At 70.9% G+C, this 20,808-nt stretch carries 13 protein-coding genes; 12 read left to right on the plus strand and 1 reads right to left on the minus strand.

What is annotated here, in order from left to right:
* The 3 genes from ACFVUY_RS13610 to ACFVUY_RS13620 form a co-directional block, all read left to right on the plus strand.
* Positions 1-2,630 (plus strand): SpoIIE family protein phosphatase (locus ACFVUY_RS13610; protein ID WP_387729773.1); only part of this gene is annotated, 2,630 nt, incomplete at its 5' end.
* A gap of 228 nt (positions 2,631-2,858) precedes the next feature.
* Positions 2,859-5,459: a SpoIIE family protein phosphatase gene (locus ACFVUY_RS13615; protein ID WP_387694215.1), complete on the plus strand. Its 2,601-nt coding sequence runs from the start codon at positions 2,859-2,861 to the stop codon at positions 5,457-5,459.
* Between the two features lie 92 nt (positions 5,460-5,551).
* A complete protein-coding gene (locus tag ACFVUY_RS13620) occupies positions 5,552-7,369 on the plus strand; it encodes an ABC transporter family substrate-binding protein (protein ID WP_387729775.1) in 1,818 nt (605 codons plus the stop codon).
* 85 nt (positions 7,370-7,454) lie between these two features.
* Here the strand turns inward: ACFVUY_RS13620 and ACFVUY_RS13625 are convergent, their stop codons facing one another.
* A complete protein-coding gene (locus ACFVUY_RS13625; protein WP_387729777.1) occupies positions 7,455-8,579 on the minus strand; it encodes a hypothetical protein in 1,125 nt (374 codons plus the stop codon).
* A 256-nt stretch (positions 8,580-8,835) separates the two neighbouring features.
* On the opposite strand from ACFVUY_RS13625, the gene typA reads away from it, so the two are divergent.
* From typA to ACFVUY_RS13670, 9 genes are all read left to right on the plus strand, one after another.
* On the plus strand, positions 8,836-10,740 hold the full coding sequence (gene typA / locus ACFVUY_RS13630; protein ID WP_359899557.1) for a translational GTPase TypA: 1,905 nt from the start codon (positions 8,836-8,838) through the stop codon (positions 10,738-10,740).
* Between the two features lie 431 nt (positions 10,741-11,171).
* Entirely contained in the window at positions 11,172-12,809 is a 1,638-nt protein-coding gene (locus ACFVUY_RS13635) for an ABC transporter substrate-binding protein (protein WP_387694218.1), read from the plus strand.
* A 140-nt stretch (positions 12,810-12,949) separates the two neighbouring features.
* Positions 12,950-13,876, plus strand: coding sequence for an ABC transporter permease (locus ACFVUY_RS13640; RefSeq protein ID WP_387694219.1), 927 nt, complete (start codon positions 12,950-12,952; stop codon positions 13,874-13,876).
* Positions 13,869-14,813 carry an ABC transporter permease gene (locus tag ACFVUY_RS13645; RefSeq protein ID WP_387694220.1) on the plus strand — a complete coding sequence of 315 codons (945 nt, stop codon included), beginning with the start codon at positions 13,869-13,871 and terminating at the stop codon, positions 14,811-14,813. Before ACFVUY_RS13640 ends, ACFVUY_RS13645 begins: the two co-directional genes overlap by 8 nt.
* Positions 14,814-14,832: 19 nt before the next feature.
* Positions 14,833-15,882 (plus strand): ABC transporter ATP-binding protein, encoded by a 1,050-nt coding sequence (locus ACFVUY_RS13650; RefSeq protein ID WP_387694221.1) that lies wholly within the window; start codon positions 14,833-14,835, stop codon positions 15,880-15,882.
* Positions 15,875-16,891 carry a dipeptide ABC transporter ATP-binding protein gene (locus ACFVUY_RS13655; protein ID WP_359899565.1) on the plus strand — a complete coding sequence of 339 codons (1,017 nt, stop codon included), beginning with the start codon at positions 15,875-15,877 and terminating at the stop codon, positions 16,889-16,891. Before ACFVUY_RS13650 ends, ACFVUY_RS13655 begins: the two co-directional genes overlap by 8 nt.
* A 236-nt stretch (positions 16,892-17,127) precedes the next feature.
* Positions 17,128-18,753 (plus strand): ABC transporter substrate-binding protein, encoded by a 1,626-nt coding sequence (locus tag ACFVUY_RS13660; RefSeq protein ID WP_387694222.1) that lies wholly within the window; start codon positions 17,128-17,130, stop codon positions 18,751-18,753.
* 126 nt (positions 18,754-18,879) lie between these two features.
* Positions 18,880-19,806, plus strand: coding sequence for an ABC transporter permease (locus ACFVUY_RS13665; protein ID WP_387729779.1), 927 nt, complete (start codon positions 18,880-18,882; stop codon positions 19,804-19,806).
* Between the two features lie 76 nt (positions 19,807-19,882).
* A complete protein-coding gene (locus tag ACFVUY_RS13670; protein WP_359899595.1) occupies positions 19,883-20,797 on the plus strand; it encodes an ABC transporter permease in 915 nt (304 codons plus the stop codon).
* The last annotated feature ends 11 nt before the right edge of the window (positions 20,798-20,808 follow it).

A 20,808-nucleotide genomic window follows, 5' to 3' on the forward strand; every position in this document is an offset into this window, starting at 1 on the left:
GCACCGGCGGGGCCCCCGGCGCCGCGGGTCCCGACCAGCCGGCGCCGACCCCGGTGGCCGGCCCCGGCGCCCGGTCCGATCTGCGCGGCCGTCCCGGCCGGCCGTTCCCCGGCGGGCCCGCCGACGCCCCGGGCGGTCCGGGCGCCCCGGGCGGTCCCGGTACGCCCGCCGAGGGCAGCCTGCTGGACATGCTCAGGGTCGCCATCGCGATCCTGGACACCGCGGGCCGGGTGGTGCTCTGGAGCCCGGCCGCCGAGGAACTGCTCGGCTGGCCGAACGAGCTGCTGGTCGGCCGCCGGATCGACGAGCTGATCCCCGACCGGGAGCAGGTCGCCCGGATCCGGCGCGCGATCCAGGACACCCTGCGGCACGGCCGCTGGGCCGGCCCCGCCGAGCTGCGCGACCGGGACGGCTCCCCGATCGCCGTGGACGCCCGGATCTCCCTCCTGGTGGACGGCGACGGCACCCCGTTCCTCCAGGTCAACATGGCCGAGGCGGCCGCCGTCCGGGCCGTCGAGCGGGACCTCGCGGTGCGCGACGCGCTGTTCGAGCAGTCCCCGCTGGGCATCGCCATCATGGACACCGACCTGCGCTACACCGCCGTCAACCAGACCCTCGCCGAGATGAACGGCGTCGCCCTGGACGACCACGTCGGCCGCACCACCGGCGAGACCCTGCCGGAGCGGGCCGCCGACGAGATCACTGCCATCCAGCGCCAGGTGCTGGCCACCGGCGAGCCGGTCATCGACGTCACCCTGGCCTCCCCGGTCACCACCCGGGCCGGCTACCGCTCGATCTCCTACAGCCGGATGACCGACCGTTCCGGCCGGGTGCTCGGCATCTCCGGCACCGTGATGGACGTGACCGAGCGCTACCGGGCGGTTGCCAAGGTCGAGCACGCCCGGCGCCGGCTCTCGCTGCTCAACGAGTTCGGCTCCCGGGTCGGCGACCTCCTGGACGCCTCCCGGATCGCCCAGGAGCTGGCCGGCTCGGTCGTCCCCCGGCTGGCCGACCACTCCGCGGTGATCCTGCTCCAGGCCGTCGCGCACGGCGACGACCTGCCCCGGCACGGCCACGACCGGCGCACCTCGCTGCTCCAGCTCGGCACCGCCTCCGTCCAGGACGGCCCCGAGGTGGACGTGATGCTGCGCCGCGGCGCCCGGATCACCTTCGCCGAGGACTCCGTCTGCGGCCGGGTGCTGCGCACCGGCGTGCCCGAGCCGCTGTCCGGCGCCGACCAGCTGGACGAGTTGACCTACCCCGGCGACCCGAAGACGCAGGCCGCCCGGGACCTCGGCGTGCACTCGATGCTGGTCGTGCCGCTGCGCGCCCGGGGCATCGTGATCGGCCTGCTGCTGGTCAGCCGGTCCGGCTACCGCGAGGGCTTCGACCGGGACGACCTGGCCTTCACCGTCGAGCTGGCCGACCGGGCCGGCAGCTCGCTGGACAACGCCCGCCTCTACGCCCGCGAACGCACCGCCGCGCTCACCCTCCAGCGGACCCTGCTCCCGCAGCAGGTCCCGCAGCCCACCGGCGTCGAGGTCGCCTACCGGTACGTGCCCGGCAGCAGCGGCACCGAGGTCGGCGGCGACTGGTTCGACGTCATCCCGCTGCCCGGCGACCGCACCGCGCTGGTGGTCGGCGACGTGATGGGCCACGGCCTGCGGGCCGCCGCCACCATGGGACGGCTGCGCACCGCCGTCCGGGTGCTGGCCGCCCTCGACCTGCCGCCGGACGTCCTGCTGCGGCACGTCCACGAGCTGGCCGACGACCTCGCCCAGGGCCCGGACGAGGCGCTGCTGGCGACCTGCGTCTACGCGGTCTTCGACCCGACGACGGCCCGGCTCACCGTGGCCAAGGCGGGGCACATCCCGCCGGTGCTGGTGGTGCCAGGCGAGGCCGCCCCGGAGCCGACCCGCAACGGCGGCCCGCTGCGCGGCGGCGCCGGCCGCATCCTCGACCTGCCCTCCGGCGCCCCGCTCGGAGTGGGCGGAGTTCCGTTCGAATCGGTCGAACTGAAGATCCCCGAGGGCAGCCTGCTGGCGCTGTGCACCGACGGCCTGGTCGAGTCCCGGGACAAGGACCTGGACGTCGGCCTCGGCCGGCTGATCACGGTGCTCCAGGAGCCGCACGCCTCCATCCAGGCCGCCTGCGAGGCGGTGTTGGACACCATGGAGCAGGGCCGGGAGCCGGACGACGTCGCGCTGCTGCTGGCCCGGCTCGGCCACGGCCAGGCCGGCACCCCGACGGCGGGCTGGACCCTGCCCGCCGAGCCCACCGCCGTCTCCCGGGCGCGCCGGCTGGTCCGCGCCGCGCTCGCCGAGTGGGGCGTCGAGGAGCTCACCGACATCGCCGAGCTGCTGGTCAGCGAGCTGGTGACGAACGCCGTCCGGTACGCCAGCGCCCCCATCGGGGTGCGGCTGACGCTCGGCGAGACGCTGCTGGTCGAGATCTCCGATCCGCTGCCCGACCCGCCCCAGGAGCGGCACGCCGCCGAGGCCGACGAGGGCGGGCGCGGTCTGGAGCTGGTCCACCGGCTGGCCCTGCACTGGGGCGCCCGGGCCGAGGGGATCGGCAAGGTGGTCTGGTTCGAGCAGGCGCTGCCGGGTAATGAGCCGGACGGATCGTGAGCGGAGCGAACAGCGAGGAAGGGGTGTCGCCAGTGCCATCGGGCGCTCAGGGGGAGCGCGCGCTCCGGAAGGGGGCGCGGGCGTGGCATTGTGGTTGCGCGGGCGGTAGGACAAAAACCTTCGCCCGATCTGATGTTGTGATGTTGAGGGCGTGTGAACGTACCCCTCGATGATGAATACTCGGTCTTCTCGACATCCGGACGGTCGCGGGTTGGAGGGGTCGGTCCGTTGAACAGCACTCCGGCGCGGAGCGTGTCGCCGAGGAGCAGCGGTCATGCCGCTGTACCCGGGCAGGCCGGCTCCTCGCACCTGCCCGTACCGGACGGCGCGCCCGCCGGCCGCGGCCACCACCCCGTCGCCGAGGACCGGCCCTGGGGCGCGGGCGACCCCGGCTCGATCTACGACTACATCCGGGTCGCCACCTTCGCGATCGGCCCCGACGGGCGGATCAGCCAGTGGAGCGAGCGCGCCGCCGAGTTCTTCGGGGTCCCGGCCGCCGAGGCCGTCGGCGCCGACCCGATCTCCACCTTCGTCCCCCGCGAGCTCTGGCAGCGCGGCCGGGCCCGGCTGGAGCGCACCCTGGCGGGCGAGGAATGGGTCGGCACCACCCCGTACCGGGACGCCGACGGCGGCGAGGGCCTCGCCGAGCTCTACCTGATGCCCGACAGCTCCCTGCCCACGGCGGGCGCCACCTGCCTGGCCGTCGACCTCGGACGGCTGCGCCGGATCGAGACCGACCTGGCCGCCTCCGAGGCCGTCTTCGGGCAGACCCCCACCGGCTTCGTGCTGTTCGACGACCGGCTGCGGCTGCAGCGGGTCAACGACGCCTTCGCCTCCGGCATGGGCCTGGTCCCCACCGACCTGGAGGGGCTCACCCCGCACGACCTCTTCCCGTCGTCCGAGGCCGACCGGCTCTCCGCCGCCCTGCGCAAGGTCCTGGCCACCGGCGAGCCCGTCTTCGACCTGCGCTTCCACGGCGCCGTCCCGACCCGCGAGGGCAACCGGCTCTGGGCCGTCTCGCTGTACCGCCTGAACGGTTCCGCCGGGCAGACCATGGGCGTCGCCGGGCAGGTCTCCGACGTCACCAGCCGGCACGTCGCCGAGCGCGAGGCCGACGGCGTGCGCCGCAACCTGGCCCTGCTCAACGAGGCCAGCGCGCACATCGGCTCCACGCTCGACCTGGAGACCACCGCCAAGGAACTGCTGGACGTCGTCGTCCCGCCGTTCTGCGACCTCGCCACCGTCGACCTCTACACCGCGCTGCTCTCCGGCGAGACCGTGCCCAGCGCCGGCCGGCTCGGCGACACCGTGCTCACCGACGGCAGCGGCGAACTTCGCCGGGTCGCCGTCTCCAGCGTGGTCGGCGGCGCCTCCTCGGTGCTCGGCTCGGTGACCGGCCTGCCGATCGCCGAGGCCGGCGGCACCCTCTGTTACCCCCGCCGCTCCCCGCACGCCCGGGCGCTGCGCACCGGCCGCAGCGTCGTCCCCGAGCCCGGGCGCGACCCGCTGCTGCGCTCCACCCTGATCGTCCCGCTGGTCGCCCGCGACCAGGTGCTCGGCCTCGTCCAGCTCTCCCGGGCGATCGGCAGCGAGCCCTTCGACGCCCGCGACGTCGCGATCGCCGAGGAACTCGTCGCCCGCGCCGCCGTCTGCATCGACAACGCCCGGCTCTACCGGCGCGAGCACGAGCGGGCGCTGATCCTCCAGCGCAGCCTGCTGCCCCCGGGCAACCCGGCCGCCAGCGGCCTGGAGATCGCCTGCCGCTACCTGCCCAGCAACAACAACACAGAGGTCGGCGGCGACTGGTTCGACGTCATCCCGCTGCCCGGCAACCGCACCGCGCTGGTCATCGGCGACGTGATGGGCCGCGGCCTGCGCGCCGCCGTCGCCATGGGCCAACTGCGCACCGCCGTCCGCACCCTGGCCATGCTCGACCTGGAGCCGGGCGAGGTGCTCACCGCCCTGGACGAGATCGCCCGCGGCCTCGGCGACGACTCGGTGCCGGTCGGCCCGCCCACCCCGTACGGCCGGCTCACCTCGACCGCCGACGAGGAGGCCCGCGAGGTCTACCTGGCGACCTGCGTCTACGCGGTCTTCGACGCCGTCAGCCGGCGCTGCTGGATCGCCAACGCCGGCCACCTGCCGCCCGTCCTGCTCAGCCCCGGCGAGGGCGCCCGGATGCTCGACGTACCGCCCGGCCTGCCGCTCGGCGTCGGCGGCGAGCCCTTCGAGGAGGTCGAGATCGACCTCCCGGACGGCGCCGTCTTCGGCCTCTACACCGACGGCCTGGTGGAGAGCCGCAAGCACCAGCTGGACGAGGGCCTGCGGGCCTTCCGCGCCGCGCTCTCCGACGAGGGCAAGGGCCTGGAGGACCTCTGCGACCACGTGCTCGGGGAGCTCAACCCGCACCACGGCGAGGACGACATCGCCCTCCTGATGGCCAAGGTGCACGCCTTCCCCGACGACGCCGTCGGCAACTGGTACCTGCCGCCCGAGCCCACCTCGGTGGCCAAGGCCCGGGAGCTGGCGTGCAGCTGGCTGCTCGCCCGGGGGCTGGAGGAGCTGGTCGACACCACCGAGCTGCTGGTCAGCGAGCTGGTCACCAACGCGCTCAAGCACGGGCGGGGCGAGATCCGGCTGCGGCTGCTGCGCGAGCGCAGCCTGGTCTGCGAGGTCTGGGACGACGGCTACGCGCAGCCCCGGCAGCGGCGCGCCCAGGAGACCGACGAGGGCGGGCGCGGCCTGCAGCTGGTCAGCCTGCTGGCCGAGCGCTGGGGCAGCCGGCGCACGCCCAAGGGCAAGATCGTCTGGTTCGAGCTGGCCCTCTAGCCGCCGCAACGGTGGGCCGGACGGGTGCAGTCGCCCGGCGGCCCGCCGTGTCGGCACGGGCCGGGCGGCCGCGGCGGCGTTCGATGGCCGCCATGCGCGTCCGCCAGCTCACCGCCGCAGCCGCCGCGCTGCTGCTCTCCGCCGGTCTCGGCGGCTGTTCCGACGACCCGGGCCCCCGGGCCCCCGCCCCCGTGCCCGCCCCGGCCGATCCCACCGCCACCACCGGGGACGTCGGGCCCGCCGACCGCACCGCCGTCCGGGACGGCGGCACGCTGCGCTGGGCGGTGGACGGCGTCCCGGCCACGCTGAACGTCTACCAGGGCGCGGCGACCGCCGACTCGGCGCTGCTCGCCCACGCGCTGTACCCCTCGCTGTTCCGGCCGGACGAGCACGGCCGGCTCGTCCCCGACGCCGACTACCTGGAGGGCTTCGACTCCACCCCGCCCGGGCAGCAGCCGCAGGTGGTGACCTACCGGCTCAACCCGCGCGCCGTCTGGAGCGACGGCACCCCGATCTCGGCCGCAGACCTCGACGCCCAGCGGACCGCGCTGTCCGGCCCGGACCCGGCCCGCCGGAGCGGGAAGGCGGCCGGGTACGACGCCATCGAGTCGGTCGCCCAGGGCGCCGACCCCTACGAGGTGCGGGTGACGTTCCGGCGGCCGTACGCGGAGTGGCGCGCACTGTTCGGCCCGCTCTACCCGGCCGCCGAGACGGCCGGTCCGGCCGCCGCCACCCGGCCGCCGGCCGAGGGAGGCCGGCCGAGCGCCGGCCCGTACACCCTCTCCCGGTACGACGCCGAGGGCGGGACGGTCACCGTGGTGCGCAGCCCGCTCTGGTGGGGCGATCCGCCGAAGGCCGACCGGATCGACTTCCTCGCCGTGCGGCCCGAGCAGCGGCTGGACGCGCTGGACCAGGACCGGCTGGACATCGCCCCGCTCACCGCGGCGGTGGACCGGGCGGCGCCGGCCGCCCCTCCCGAGCCCTCCGCCTCCGCTCCTGCCTCCGCCTCCGCGTCAGCCTCCGCCGCGCCGCCGCCCGCGGCCGCGCCCGAGGCCGCGGCACTGGCGCTGCGGCGGGCCGAATCGCTGCCGGGCGTCACCGTGCACCGGGCCGCCGCGGCCTCGCTCACCCAGCTCACCCTCAACGCGGCGCGCGGCCCGCTGACCGACCCGCTGGTGCGCCGGGCCCTCACCCGGGCCGTCGACCGGCGGCGGATCGCCGACGCCGCGCTCACCCCGCTCGGCCTGCCCGCCGCCCCGCTGGGCAGCCACCTGTTCGCGGGCGACCAGCAGGGCTACCGGGACAACAGCGACGCGGCCGGTCCGGCGGACCCGGGCCTGCTGCTGGACGAGGCGGGCTGGATGCGGCCCGCCGGCGGGGGCACCCGGGCCAAGGGCGGCAAGCCGCTCGCCCTCTCGCTGCTCGTCCCGGCCGGTTCGGCGACCGCCGAGCGCACCGCCGACGCGCTCATCGCAGAGCTCGGGGAGTCCGGGATCGCGGTGCGGCGGGTGCCCGCGCCCGCCGAGTCCTTCGTCGGGGAGCACCTGGCGGCCGGGGACTACGACCTCGCGCTCCTCTCCTGGCCGGTCGGCCCCAGCCCGGCGGTCGAACAGCGCTCCGTCTACGCCAAGCCCCGGCCGGACCTGGACGGCGTGCCCGAGCCGGGCGGCAACTTCGGCCGCAGCGGCACGGAGGAGATCGACCGACTGTTCGACCGGGCGGCCGCCGAGCCGGACCCGGCGGCCCGGCTGGGCCTGCTCCAGGAGGCGGACGTGCGGATCTGGCAGCTCGGCCACTCGGTGCCGCTCTACCAGCGGCCGGAGCTGGTCGGGGTCCGGACCGGGGTGGCCGGCGCGGGCGCGTACGGCTACGGGTGGCCGCGCTTCCAGGACGTGGGCCTGCTCCGCTAGGGCCTGTCTTCAAACCCCCGCAGGCGGGGGTTTGAAGACAGGCCCTAGAGCTCCCGCGTGCCGCGCACCAGGACGATCGGGACCCTTACCGGGCCGCCTCCACCGGCTCCAGCATGCGTTCGACATCGGCGGTCCGGGCCAGTTCGGGGCACTCCCGGCGGGCCCGGGCGAGCGCCTCACGGGCCTCCTCCGGATGCCCGGCCGCGATGAGGGCGGCGGCGAGGGAGCAGCAGGCCAGGGACCGGTGGAAGCGGGAGCCGACCGTGTTCGACAGTCGGCGGGCCGTGCGGACGGCGGCCCGCGGATCGTTCCGGAACCGGGCGAGCTCGGCCGCCGGGAGGAAGTCGCGGGCGAGCGTCCGGTCGTGGACGCCCAGTCGGACGAGATACGGCTCCAGCAGTGCTCCGGCCCGCGCGGGGGAGTGCTCCCCGGCGTCGACGCGGCCCACGAAGGTCATGGCGGCGATGAAGGCCACGGTCGGGTCGGCGAGTGTGCGGCCCCGCTCGAAGGCCTCGTCGGTGAGTCGCTCGGCCTCCTCGTAGTGGCCCTCGGCCAGCGCGATCCCGGCAGCGGTGAGGACCATGGGTGTGCCCTTGTCCAGCTCGCGGCGCGCCTCGGAGATCCGGCCCCGGACCAGGAACCGCTCGGCTTCCACGGCGCTCGGCGACTCGGCGTCTATCGTCACGGATCCCGGCCGGAAGGGCATGACGAACACGGCCCAGAGGGAGTTGACCGGGCTCGTCGCGGAGGTCACCGCGGTCATGGCGAGGGAGAACAGCAGCCCGAGGCCGATGCCCCGGGGCAGCTCCGTGGCGGAGGCCGCCAGCCAGGCCCCGAGCCCCGCGTGGACTCCGAACCGTGCGACCGAGACGAGCCACAGCCGCAGCCGGGGCGCGCGGACCGGCAGCAGGCCCCAGGGGAACAGGAATCCGCTCGTCGGCCGCAGCCCCAGTTCGACCGGCACCCCGGCGACCGAGCCGCTCCACAGTTTCCGGCCCCTGCCGTACGAGGCGCTGTACAGCGACCCGCCGCAGAGCCGGTGGGTGAGCAGGAACCAGAGGTCGGACAGCGGCTCCTGGCCCACCAGGAAGCCGATCGCGCAGCCGAGAGCGGTCGGGCCCGGCAGGTCGTGGAGGACCGCCAGGTACAGGAGCACGGCGCCGACGGCGCGGAACAGCCAGGGCAGCGAGGCACGGAGGTGTTGGATCACGACCGGAAGAGTGTCGGAGGCGGGCCGCGGGGTGAAGGGTGTGTGACCCACCTGTGATCTTGATCCCGTGCGACCTGCCCGTTTCTGCTCACCTGGGCGCTTCCCCGTACGATAGGAGGAAGCCGAGGCATGTCGATATGCCCGGCGGGTGGACCGGTAGTAGCAGGCGGAACGGGTGGCAGCGACCGAAGGGGTCGCAAGTGCGCGTCTCGCGGCCGGGCGCCGTAACCCACGATTCCGGGAGAATCCGCTAGGCATGCCCACGCGCAACGACATCCGTAACGTCGCCATCGTCGCCCACGTCGACCACGGCAAGACCACGCTGGTCGACGCCATGCTCAAGCAGGCCGGCGCCTTCGCCGCGCACCAGCACCTCGATGACCGGATGATGGACTCGAACGACCTGGAGCGCGAGAAGGGCATCACCATTCTCGCGAAGAACACCGCGGTCAAGTACCACCCCAAGGATGGTGGCGCGCCGATCACCATCAACATCATCGACACCCCGGGCCACGCCGACTTCGGTGGCGAGGTCGAGCGCGGTCTGTCGATGGTGGACGCGGTCGTCCTGCTGGTCGACGCCTCCGAAGGCCCGCTGCCGCAGACCCGCTTCGTGCTCCGCAAGGCGCTCACGGCCCGCCTGCCCGTCATCCTCTGCATCAACAAGACGGACCGTCCGGACTCCCGGATCGACGAGGTCATCAACGAGACCTACGACCTGTTCCTGGACCTGGACGCGGACGAGGACCAGATCGAGTTCCCGATCGTCTACGCCTGCGCCCGTGACGGCGTCGCCTCGCTGACCAAGCCGGAGAACGGCACCGTCCCGGCCGACAGCACCAGCCTGGAGCCGTTCTTCTCCACCCTGCTGGAGCACGTCCCGGCCCCCAGCTACGACGAGGCCGCGCCGCTCCAGGCCCACGTCACCAACCTGGACGCCGACAACTTCCTCGGCCGCATCGCGCTGCTCCGCGTCGAGCAGGGCGAGCTGCGCAAGGGCCAGACCGTGGCCTGGATCAAGCGCGACGGCTCGATCCAGAACGTCCGCATCTCCGAGCTGCTGATGACCGAGGCGCTCACCCGCAAGCCGGCCGAGGTGGCGGGCCCCGGTGACATCTGCGCCGTCGCCGGCATCGGCGAGATCATGATCGGCGAGACCCTGGCCGACCCGGAGAACCCGATCGCGCTGCCGCTGATCACGGTGGACGAGCCGGCCATCTCGATGACCATCGGCACCAACACCTCCCCGCTGGTCGGCCGTGGCGGCAGCGGCAAGGGCGCGGACGCCAAGGCCGCCGGCAAGGTGGACCGCAAGGTCACCGCCCGCCAGGTGAAGGACCGCCTGGACCGCGAGCTGATCGGTAACGTCTCGCTGCGCGTCCTGGACACCGAGCGTCCGGACGCCTGGGAGGTGCAGGGCCGCGGTGAGCTGGCGCTGGCCATCCTGATCGAGACCATGCGTCGCGAGGGCTTCGAGCTGACCGTCGGCAAGCCGCAGGTGGTCACCAAGGAGGTCAACGGCAAGACCCACGAGCCGGTCGAGCGCCTCACGGTGGACGTGCCCGAGGAGCACATGGGCGCGGTCACGCAGCTCATGGGCATCCGCAAGGGCCGGATGGACAACATGTCCAACCACGGCTCGGGCTGGGTCCGGATGGAGTTCGTCGTGCCGTCCCGCGGCCTGATCGGCTTCCGTACCGAGTTCCTCACCAACACCCGCGGCACCGGCATCGCCCACTCGATCCACGAGGGTCACGAGCCGTGGTTCGGCAACCTGACCACCCGCAACAACGGCTCGCTGGTCGCCGACCGGGCCGGCGTGGTCACCGCCTTCGCGATGACCAACCTGCAGGAGCGCGGCGTGCTCTTCTGCGAGCCGGGCACCGAGGTGTACGAGGGCATGATCGTCGGTGAGAACTCGCGTGCCGACGACATGGACGTGAACATCACCAAGGAGAAGAAGCTCACCAACATGCGCTCGGCGAACGCCGACGTGGCCGAGTCGATCGTCCCGCCGCGCAAGCTCTCGCTGGAGCAGTCGCTGGAGTTCTGCCGCGAGGACGAGTGCATCGAGGTGACCCCGGAGACGGTTCGCATCCGTAAGGTCGTCCTTGACCAGAAGGACCGCGGACGCACTGCCTCGCGCGCCAAGAAGGCGTGATCCGGACGCACTGAACGGCCATTGGCCGGAATGATTCGCCCCCCTTTCCCATGGAGAGGGGGGCGAACTTTTTCAACTACTCCAAGTTGTCGGGGCCGCTATTCACGGAATAGCGCTCATCACAGCCGAGTGTCCGCTGAGCGGACGTGACAGTTCGTCATCCGTGACGACTGTCCGTTTGGTGCCTGTCTGGCTATGTCTCAAATGTCCGGTTTTCGAAACTTACCGACTGTTCATGTGACCTAATTGAGATCGTCACTGGTCACTTTCGTGTCCGTGCGTGACGGATAGTGGGTGCAGTCAGGCTCGGGTCAAGGGTGAACGCGCAGGGGTGCGCGCCGAAACCACGAGCGCGGACGGCACAGCGGGTCCGGTGATCACCGTTCCGCAGTGCCCTCCTCGTTGCAACGTCGAATTCAGGAGGCACACCGATGCGCGGTGCGAGCCAGGCCAAGTGGGTTGTCGCAGCTGTTGCTGTCGCCCTCGCTGCGACTGCGTGCAGCAGCAGCGACTCCTCCGGGGGTAGCTCCGACAGCGCTGCGGTCGACCCCGGGGCCAGCTTCAGCTACCAGAGCGCGGAGCCGCAGCGCCCGCTCCAGCCGGCGAACGCCATGGAGAACCAGGGCGGCCGTATCGTCAAGCAGCTCTTCAAGGGCCTCGTCGACTACGACCCCGCGACCGGTGCCCTGCGCAACCAGGTGGCCGACAAGATCGAGACCACGGACGCCAAGAACTACACCGTCACGCTGAAGTCCGGCTGGACCTTCCACGACGGCACCGCGGTCACCGCCAAGTCCTTCGTCAGCTCCTGGAACTGGTCGGCCAACCCGAAGAACAACCAGATCAACTCGGACTGGTTCTCGGACATCGTCGGCTACGACGCCGTGCACCCGGAGAAGGGTGACCCGACCGCCACCGAGATGTCCGGTCTGAAGGTCGTCGACGACACCCACTTCACGATCGAACTGACCAGCCCGGTCTCGTACTTCACGTACAAGCTCGGCTACTCGGCCTTCTTCCCGCTGCCCGACGGCTTCTTCGCCGACCCGGCCGGCTACGGCCAGAAGCCGGTCGGCAACGGCCCCTACAAGTTCGTCTCGTGGGAGCACAACAAGGCCATCACCCTGGCCGCGTTCGACAAGTACACGGGCATCGACAAGCCGAAGAACGGCGGTGTCGTCTTCCGCAACTACACCGCCGGCGAGGCCGCGTACAAGGACCTGATGTCCGACACGCTGGACGTGCTGGACCAGGTCGACCCGACCGACCTGCCGAAGTACAAGGACGACCTGGGCAAGCGCGCGGTCGACCAGCCGCAGGGCGCCATCCAGAACATCGGCTTCGCGCTGTACCAGGGCGGCTGGAGCGAGCAGGGCAAGGAGAAGGTCCGTCAGGGCCTCTCGATGGCGATCGACCGCGAGACGATCACCAAGACCGTGCTCAACGGCAACCGCCTGCCCGCCGACTCGTTCGTGGCGCCCGGCGTCATGGGCTACAAGGCCGGCACCTGCGGCGACGCCTGCAAGTACAACCCGGAGAAGGCCAAGCAGCTGATCACCGAGGGCGGCGGCGTCCCCGGCGGCAAGGTCCTCATCCAGTACAACTCCGACGGTGGCCACAAGGAGTGGGTGGACGCGGTCTGCAACTCGATCCGCCAGGCGACCGGCGTCGAGTGCCTCGGTGACCCGAAGCCGGACTTCAAGACCTCGCGCGACATCATCACCAACAAGCAGGTCCAGAGCATGATGCGGACCGGCTGGGTGCAGGACTACCCGCTGAACGCGAACTTCCTGCGTGACGTCTACGGCACCGGTGCCGCGGCCAACGACGGTGGCTACTCGAGCCCCGAGTTCGACAAGCTGTCGAAGGAGGCGGACGCCGCCACCACGGTCGAGAAGACCGCCGAGCTCTACCAGCAGGCCGAGGCCGTTCTGGCCAAGGACATGCCGGCCATCCCGCTCTGGTACTACAAGACCAGCTCCGGCTACTCCAAGAACGTCCAGAACGTGAAGTTCAACTCCTTCGGCGACCCGGTCTACACCGACGTCGAGGTCAAGAAGAAGAAGTAATCGGTCGGCACCGCCTGACCCGGTGACAACGGCCGGTGCCCGTCCATCCCCACAAGGGCGAGGACTGGCACCGGCCGTTGGCACGCCGACTTTTCTCTTGCCGAGTTGACGGGCTCGGCAGGGCCATACATGGAGGCACGATGGGGCGCTTTGTCGCAAGGCGACTGCTCCAGATGATCCCGGTGTTCCTCGGAACGACCGCACTCATCTTTTTCATGGTGCACTTGCTGCCCGGTGACCCGGTGGCGGCACTGTGGGGCGACAAGGCACCGGACCCGGTGCAGCTCGCCGCTCTCAAGCACCAGCAGGGCTTCGACAAGCCGCTGATCCAGCAGTACTTCGACTACATGGGCAAGCTGCTCACCGGTGACTTCGGCACCGGTCTGGACCAGCGCCCGGTCATCGACAAGATCAGCGAGGCACTGCCGGTCACGGTCCGGCTGGCGCTGTTCGCGTTCGTGATCGAGATCGTGCTGGGCATCGGCATCGGCCTGTACTCCGGTCTGCGTCGCGGCAAGCTGTTCGACCGGGGCACCCTGGTCCTCACCCTGCTGCTGATCTCGATCCCGGTCCCGGTGCTGGGCTTCATCTTCCAGACGGTCTTCGGGCAGAACCTGAAGTGGGTCACCCCGACCGTCCAGGACAGCAACGACATCACCCAGCTGGTGCTGCCGGCCGTGGTGCTCGGCTCGCTCTCGCTGGCCTTCGTCGCGCGCCTCACCCGTACTTCCATAGCCGAGAACATCAAGGCCGACTACGTCCGCACCGCGGTGGCCAAGGGCCTGCCGCGGCGCAAGGTGATCGGCACCCACCTGCTCCGCAACTCGATGATCCCGGTCGTCACCTTCCTCGGTACCGACCTCGGTGCCCTGATGGGCGGCGCGATCGTGACCGAGGGCATCTTCAACGTCCAGGGCGTGGGCCACGCGCTCTACCAAGCGATCAACATGAAGGAGGGCGCGACGGTCTCCGGCTTCGTGGCCTTCCTCGTGATCGTCTACCTGGCCGCCGGCCTGATCGTCGACCTGCTTTACGCGGTCCTGGACCCGAGGATCCGTTATGCCTGACCTGACCGAGAAGAAGACCGCCGGGGACATCCCGGCCCAGCGCGCGGCGGACGCCCCGGCGCCGAAGCAGGAGAAGGCCCGCAGCCTCGGCTCGGACGCCTGGCACGACCTGCGCCGCAAGCCGATCTTCGTGATCTCCGCGCTGCTGATCCTGCTGCTGATCGTCATCGCCATCGCCCCCGGGCTGTTCACCTCGGTGGACCCGCGGGCCGGCGACCTGCGCAACCACTACCTGTCGAAGCCGAACTACAGCCACTTCTTCCAGGCTGACTGGTTCGGTTACGACCTCCAGGGCCGCAGCATCTACGCCCGCATCGTCTACGGCGCCCGTGCCTCGGTCGTGGTCGGCATCTGCGTCACCCTGGGCGTGACCATCCTCGGCGGCCTCGCCGGCATGGTGGCCGGCTACTTCGGCGGCTGGGTCGACACGATCATCTCCCGCATCACCGACATCTTCTTCGGCATCCCGCTGCTGCTCGGCTCGCTGGTGGTCCTGAACGCCTTCACCTCGCGCACCGTCTGGAGCGTGGTCTTCGCGCTGGTCGCCCTGGGCTGGACCCAGATGACCCGTGTCATGCGCGGCTCGGTGATCACGGTCAAGCAGGCCGACTTCGTGACGGCGGCCAAGGCGCTCGGCGCCGGCACCGGCCGGATCATGTTCAAGCACATCCTGCCGAACGCGATCGCCCCGGTGATCGTCGTCGCCACCATCGCGCTCGGCGGCTACATCGCCACCGAGGCGACGCTGAGCTTCCTCGGTATCGGTCTCCAGGACCCGACCATCTCCTGGGGCATCGACATCAGCTCGGCCCAGAAGGTGATCCGTACGGCTCCCTTCGCCCTGTTCTTCCCCGCCGGAATGCTGAGCCTTACCGTGCTGGCGTTCATCATGCTCGGCGACGCGGTGCGCGACGCCCTCGACCCGAAGCTCCGCTGAGAGAAGAGGTGACGACCCGATGACCACCGTGATCGAGAACAACCAGAAGAACGAACGTCTTGAAGTTGGCACCCCTCTCCTGGAGGTGAAGGACCTCCACGTGGAGTTCCACACCCGGGACGGCGTGGCCAAGGCAGTGAACGGCGTCAACTACTCCGTCGCGGCCGGCGAGACCCTCGCCGTCCTCGGCGAGTCCGGCTCCGGCAAGTCCGTGACGGCGCAGACCATCATGGGCATCCTGGACATGCCTCCGGGCAAGGTGACCCAGGGCCAGATCCTGTACCGCGGCCAGGACATGCTCACGATGAGCGGCGAGGAGCGGCGGCGGATCCGCGGCCGGAAGATCGCGATGATCTTCCAGGACGCGCTCTCCTCGCTGAACCCGGTGCTCAGCGTCGGCTACCAGCTCGGCGAGATGTTCCGCGTGCACCAGGGCGCCTCCAAGAAGGAGGCGAAGGAGAAGGCCATCGAGCTGATGGACCGGGTGCGCATTCCGGCCGCCCGCCAGCGGGTGAACGACTACCCGCACCAGTTCTCCGGCGGTATGCGCCAGCGCATCATGATCGCGATGGCGCTCTCCCTGGAGCCGGACCTGATCATCGCGGACGAGCCCACCACCGCCCTGGACGTCACCGTCCAGGCCCAGGTGATGGACCTGCTGGCCGAGCTCCAGGCCGAGTACAACATGGGCCTGATCCTGATCACCCACGACCTCGGCGTGGTCGCCGACGTCGCGGACAAGATCGCCGTGATGTACGCGGGCCGGATCGTGGAGACCGCCCCGGTGCACGACCTGTACGCGAACCCCGCGCACCCGTACACCAAGGGCCTGCTCCGCTCCATCCCGCGCCTGGACCAGAAGGGCCAGGAGCTGTACGCGATCAAGGGCCTGCCCCCGAACCTGCTCAAGGTTCCGGCCGGCTGCGCGTTCAACCCCCGCTGCGACGTCGCCACCGACCAGTGCCGCACCGAGATCCCGGCGCTGCACCACGTGACGGACAAGGACGGCAAGGAGCTCACCGGCCGCCGCAGCGCGTGCCACCTCTGGAAGGAGACCCTCCATGGCTGAGAACATCCTGGAGGTCAAGGACCTGGTCAAGCACTACCCGCTGACCCAGGGCATCCTCTTGAAGAAGCAGGTCGGCGCGGTCAAGGCGGTCGACGGCATCTCCTTCGAGCTGAAGAAGGGCGAGACGCTCGGGATCGTCGGCGAGTCCGGCTGTGGCAAGTCCACGCTGGCCAAGGTGCTGATGAACCTGGAGCGGGCCACCTCCGGCCAGGTGCTCTTCAAGGGCGAGGACATCTCCACGCTCCAGGGGGCGGCCCTCAAGGCCGTCCGCCGGAACATCCAGATGGTGTTCCAGGACCCGTACACCTCGCTCAACCCGCGCATGACGGTCGGCGACATCATCGGTGAGCCGTTCGAGATCCACCCCGAGGTGGCGCCCAAGGGCGACCGCCGCAAGGCCGTCCAGGACCTGCTGGACGTCGTGGGTCTGAACCCGGAGTACATCAACCGGTACCCGCACCAGTTCTCCGGCGGCCAGCGCCAGCGCATCGGCATCGCCCGCGGTCTCGCGCTCAAGCCCGAGATCATCATCTGCGACGAGCCGGTCTCCGCGCTGGACGTGTCCGTCCAGGCGCAGGTGATCAACCTGCTGGAGCAGCTGCAGGGCGAGTTCGGCCTCTCCTACATGTTCATCGCGCACGACCTCTCCATCGTCCGGCACATCTCCGACCGCGTCGGCGTGATGTACCTGGGCAAGATGGTCGAGATCGGCTCGGACGAGGAGATCTACGAGAACGCCACCCACCCGTACACCCAGGCGCTGCTTTCCGCGGTGCCGGTGCCGGACCCGGCGGCGCGCGAGACCCGCGACCGGATCGTGCTCAGCGGGGACATCCCCTCGCCGGCCAACCCGCCGTCCGGCTGCCGCTTCCGCACCCGCTGCTGGAAGGCGGAGGAGCGGTGCTCCGAGGAGGTCCCGCTGCTCGCGGTCCCCTCGCTGCTGAAGGGCCCGGCCGCGCACGAGTCGGCCTGCCACTTCCCCGAGGTCCGGGAGCAGGCCGCGGCCTGATTCCCCCGTTGGTCCCAGGAAGGGCCCGTGGCGTTCGCGCCGCGGGCCCTTCCGGCATCTGTGGACCCGGCGCCGCGGCGATCGGGCACCGCGTGGAGCCGGTGCTGCGGCGATCCGGCGCCGCGTCAACTCGGCAGGGGGTCACGGCACCCGTCCGGGTGCACCTGACTCGCGCCGTCGCCGGGGCGCGCTTCTCATGGGGTGTGATGCGACACACACCCTGAGGAGGGACCTCCATGCCCGAAGCCGCCCGTGCTCGTTGGGTCCTCGCCGTCGCGACGTCCGTGGTCCTGGTGGCCACCGGGTGCAGTGGCAGCAACGGCGGAGGAGGCAGCGGCTCGTCGGACGCCAGCAAGACCTTCAGCTACCAGAGCAACGAGCCGCAGAACCCGTTGCAGCCCGCCAACGCGAACGAGGTCGGCGGAGGTCGCATCATCCAGAACCTCTTCAAGGGGCTGGTCGACTACGACCCCACCAACGCCAAGATCCGGATGCAGGTCGCCGACACGATCGACACCAGTGACTCGCTGACCTTCACCGTCACCCTGAAGGACGGCTGGAAGTTCCACGACGGCACCCCGGTGCACGCCCAGAACTTCGTCGACGCCTGGAACTGGGGCGCCAACCCCGCCAACAACCAGATCAACAGCTCCTGGTTCTCCGACATCGAGGGCTACCAGGACGTCCACCCGGCCTCCGGCCAGCCGACCGCGGACAAGATGTCCGGACTGACCGTCACCGACGACCTGCACTTCACCGTCAAGCTGAACCACAAGGTCTCGTACTTCGAGTACAAGCTCGGCTACATCGCCTTCTCGCCGCTGCCCGAGGGCTTCTTCAAGGACCCGGCCGGGTACGGGCAGAAGCCGGTGGGCAACGGCCCGTACCAGTTCGTCAGCTGGGCGCACAACAGCCAGGTGGTCACCAAGAACTTCCCGGACTACCAGGGCGTGGACAAGCCGAAGAACGGCGGCGTCGTCTTCAAGATGTACACCACGTCCGAGGCCGCCTACGCCGACCTCCAGTCCAACAACCTGGACGTGATGGACCAGGTGCCGCCGTCCGCGCTGGCCACGTACAAGAGCGACCTCGGCGACCGCGCGGTGGACGCGCCGCAGGGCGCCATCCAGAACATCGGCTTCACCCTCTACCAGGCCGACTGGGCCGCCCCGGAGAAGGCCCAGGTGCGCCAGGGCCTGTCGATGGCGATCGACCGCGCGACCATCACCAAGACGGTGCTGCAGGGCTCCCGCGCGCCGGCCAGCGCCTGGGTGGCGGAGGGCGTCCAGGGCTACAAGGCCGGCACCTGCGGGGACTTCTGCAACTTCGACCCCGCCAAGGCCAAGCAGCTGATCCAGCAGGGCGGCGGCGTCCCCGGCAACAAGGTGCTGATCACCTACAACGCGGACGGCGGCCACAAGGAGTGGGTCGACGCGGTCTGCAACTCGATCCGGCAGAACACCGGCGTCGACTGCCTCGGCGACCCGAAGCCCGACTTCAAGACCGCCCGCCAGGCCATCACCGCGCACCAGCTCAACGGCGCCTTCCGCACCGGCTGGGTGCAGGACTACCCGCTGAACGCCAACTTCCTGGCCGACGTGTACCGCACCGGTGCCGCGTCCAACGACACCGGGTACAGCAGCCCGCAGTTCGACCAGGCGGCGACCCAGGCCGACGAGGCCGCCAGCGTCGCCGACACGGTGACCGGCTACCAGCAGGCCGAGGCGGTGCTGCAGAGCGGCATGCCGGCCGTCCCGCTCTGGTACTACCGCACCAACTCGGGCTACTCGACCAAGGTGCAGAACGTGAAGTTCGACTCCTTCGGCAACCCGGCCTGGACGCAGGTCGAGGTCAAGGGCTGATCCCCGGGCCCTGGTCCCCGGACCCTGATCCCCGCGCACCGGCCCCGCCCTCCCCGCACGGAGGGCGGGGCGCGGTCTCCCGGCCGACCGGCCCGGCCCGGTCGGCCACACAGGAAGGAGGCTCGGATGGGCAGTTACGTGCTGCGGCGGGTGCTGCAGATGATCCCGGTGTTCTTCGGCACCACGCTGCTGATCTTCGTGATGGTCTACACGCTGCCGGGCGACCCGGTGGTCGCGCTGTTCGGCGAGAAGGCCGCGGACCCGTCGGTGGTCGCGAGCATCAAGCACACGTACTACCTGGACCAGCCGCTCTGGAAGCAGTACCTGCACTACATGGGGAACCTCTTCCAGGGGGACTTCGGAACCAGCTTCACCGGCCGCCCGGTCTCCGACATCATGGCGGACGCCTTCCCGGTCACCATCCGGCTGGCGCTGATGGCCTTTCTCTTCGAGATGATCGTGGGCCTCGCCCTCGGCGTGCTCTCCGGGCTGAAGCGCGGCAGCATCGCGGACACCCTGGTGCTCATCCTGACCCTGGTGGTGATCTCGATCCCGGTCTTCGTGCTGGCCTACATCGCGCAGACCGTGTTCGCCACCAACCTGGGCTGGGTCACGCCGACGGTGCAGGACAGCTACGACCTCTCCCAGCTGATCCTGCCGGCGGTCGTCCTCGGCTCGCTCTCGCTCGCGTTCGTCGCCCGGCTCACCCGGACCTCCATCGGCGAGAACCTGCGGGCCGACTACATCCGGACCGCGACCGCGAAGGGCCTGCCCCGGCGGACCATCATCTCCCGCCACCTGCTGCGCAACTCGCTCATCCCGGTGGTCACCTTCCTCGGCACCGACCTCGGCGCGCTGATGGGCGGGGCGATCGTCACCGAGGGCATCTTCAACGTGCAGGGCATCGGCAACGTCCTGTACCAGGCGATCAACCAGAAGGAAGGCCCGACCGTGGTCGGCATCGTGACCGTCCTGGTGATCATCTACCTGGTCGCCAGCCTGCTCGTCGACCTGCTCTACGCGGTCCTGGACCCGAGGATCCGCTATGTCTGACATCCACGACGAGGACTCCTACGAACCGCACCCCAAGCCTGGTGTCTCCCGTCTCGACTACGCGGGGGAGCAGGGCATGGCGGTTGAGCAGGAGACCCTGGTCGAATCCGACGTGGAGAAGCGGGAGGAGGCCCGCAGCCTCTGGGGCGACGCCTGGCGGGACCTGCGCCGACGGCCGATCTTCCTGCTCTCGGTCGTGCTGATCGTGCTGCTGGTGCTCGTCGCGATCTTCCCCTGGGCCTTCACCGACGCCAACCCGCGCAGGGCCGACCTGGTGCACGACTACCTCCGGCGGCCGGACTGGACGGACTTCTTCGGCGCCGGCTGGTTCGGCTACGACGCCCAGGGCCGGTCCATCTACGCCCGGGTGGTCTACGGCGCCCGGGCCTCGATCACCGTCGGCATCTTCGTGACCGCCGCGGTCACCCTGCTCGGCGGGCTGACCGGCATGGTCGCCGGGTACTACGGCGGGGTCGTCGACGCGGTGGTCTCCCGGATCGTCGACATCTTCTTCGGCATCCCGCTGCTGCTCGGCGCCCTGGTGCTGCTGAACGCGTTCACCGTCCGCACGGTGTGGACCGTGGTGGTCGCCCTGGCCGTCCTCGGCTGGACCCAGATCGCCCGCGTCATGCGCGGCGCGGTGCTGACCGTCAAGCAGTCCGACTTCGTGACGGCGGGCCGGGCCCTCGGGGCCGGGACCGGACGGCTGATGCTCCGGCACATCCTGCCGAACGCGGTCGCGCCGGTGATCGTGGTGGCGACCATCGCACTCGGCGGCTACATCGCGACCGAGGCGACGCTGAGCTTCCTCGGCATCGGCCTGCAGGAGCCGACCATCTCCTGGGGCATCGACATCTCCTCCGCCCAGAAGGTGATCCGGACCGCGCCGTACGTGATGTTCTTCCCGGCCGCGGCGCTCTCCATCACCGTGCTGGCCTTCATCATGATGGGCGACGCGGTCCGCGACGCCCTCGATCCGAAGCTTCGCTGAGCGAGGGAGCG

Source organism: Kitasatospora sp. NPDC058063 (genome assembly GCF_042885395.1).
GTDB classification, from domain to species: domain Bacteria; phylum Actinomycetota; class Actinomycetes; order Streptomycetales; family Streptomycetaceae; genus Kitasatospora; species Kitasatospora lactacystinica.

Bases quoted from the DNA above. Each gene is read 5' to 3' on its own strand.
- ACFVUY_RS13665 (WP_387729779.1), top strand. From the start codon at position 18,880: ATGGGCAGTTACGTGCTGCGGCGGGTGCTGCAGATGATCCCGGTGTTC.
- typA (WP_359899557.1), top strand. From the start codon at position 8,836: ATGCCCACGCGCAACGACATCCGTAACGTCGCCATCGTCGCCCACGTC.
- ACFVUY_RS13670 (WP_359899595.1), top strand. From the start codon at position 19,883: ATGGCGGTTGAGCAGGAGACCCTGGTCGAATCCGACGTGGAGAAGCGG.
- ACFVUY_RS13645 (WP_387694220.1), top strand. From the start codon at position 13,869: ATGCCTGACCTGACCGAGAAGAAGACCGCCGGGGACATCCCGGCCCAG.
- ACFVUY_RS13650 (WP_387694221.1), top strand. From the start codon at position 14,833: ATGACCACCGTGATCGAGAACAACCAGAAGAACGAACGTCTTGAAGTT.
- ACFVUY_RS13640 (WP_387694219.1), top strand. From the start codon at position 12,950: ATGGGGCGCTTTGTCGCAAGGCGACTGCTCCAGATGATCCCGGTGTTC.
- ACFVUY_RS13620 (WP_387729775.1), top strand. From the start codon at position 5,552: ATGCGCGTCCGCCAGCTCACCGCCGCAGCCGCCGCGCTGCTGCTCTCC.
- ACFVUY_RS13660 (WP_387694222.1), top strand. From the start codon at position 17,128: ATGCCCGAAGCCGCCCGTGCTCGTTGGGTCCTCGCCGTCGCGACGTCC.
- ACFVUY_RS13655 (WP_359899565.1), top strand. From the start codon at position 15,875: ATGGCTGAGAACATCCTGGAGGTCAAGGACCTGGTCAAGCACTACCCG.
- ACFVUY_RS13635 (WP_387694218.1), top strand. From the start codon at position 11,172: ATGCGCGGTGCGAGCCAGGCCAAGTGGGTTGTCGCAGCTGTTGCTGTC.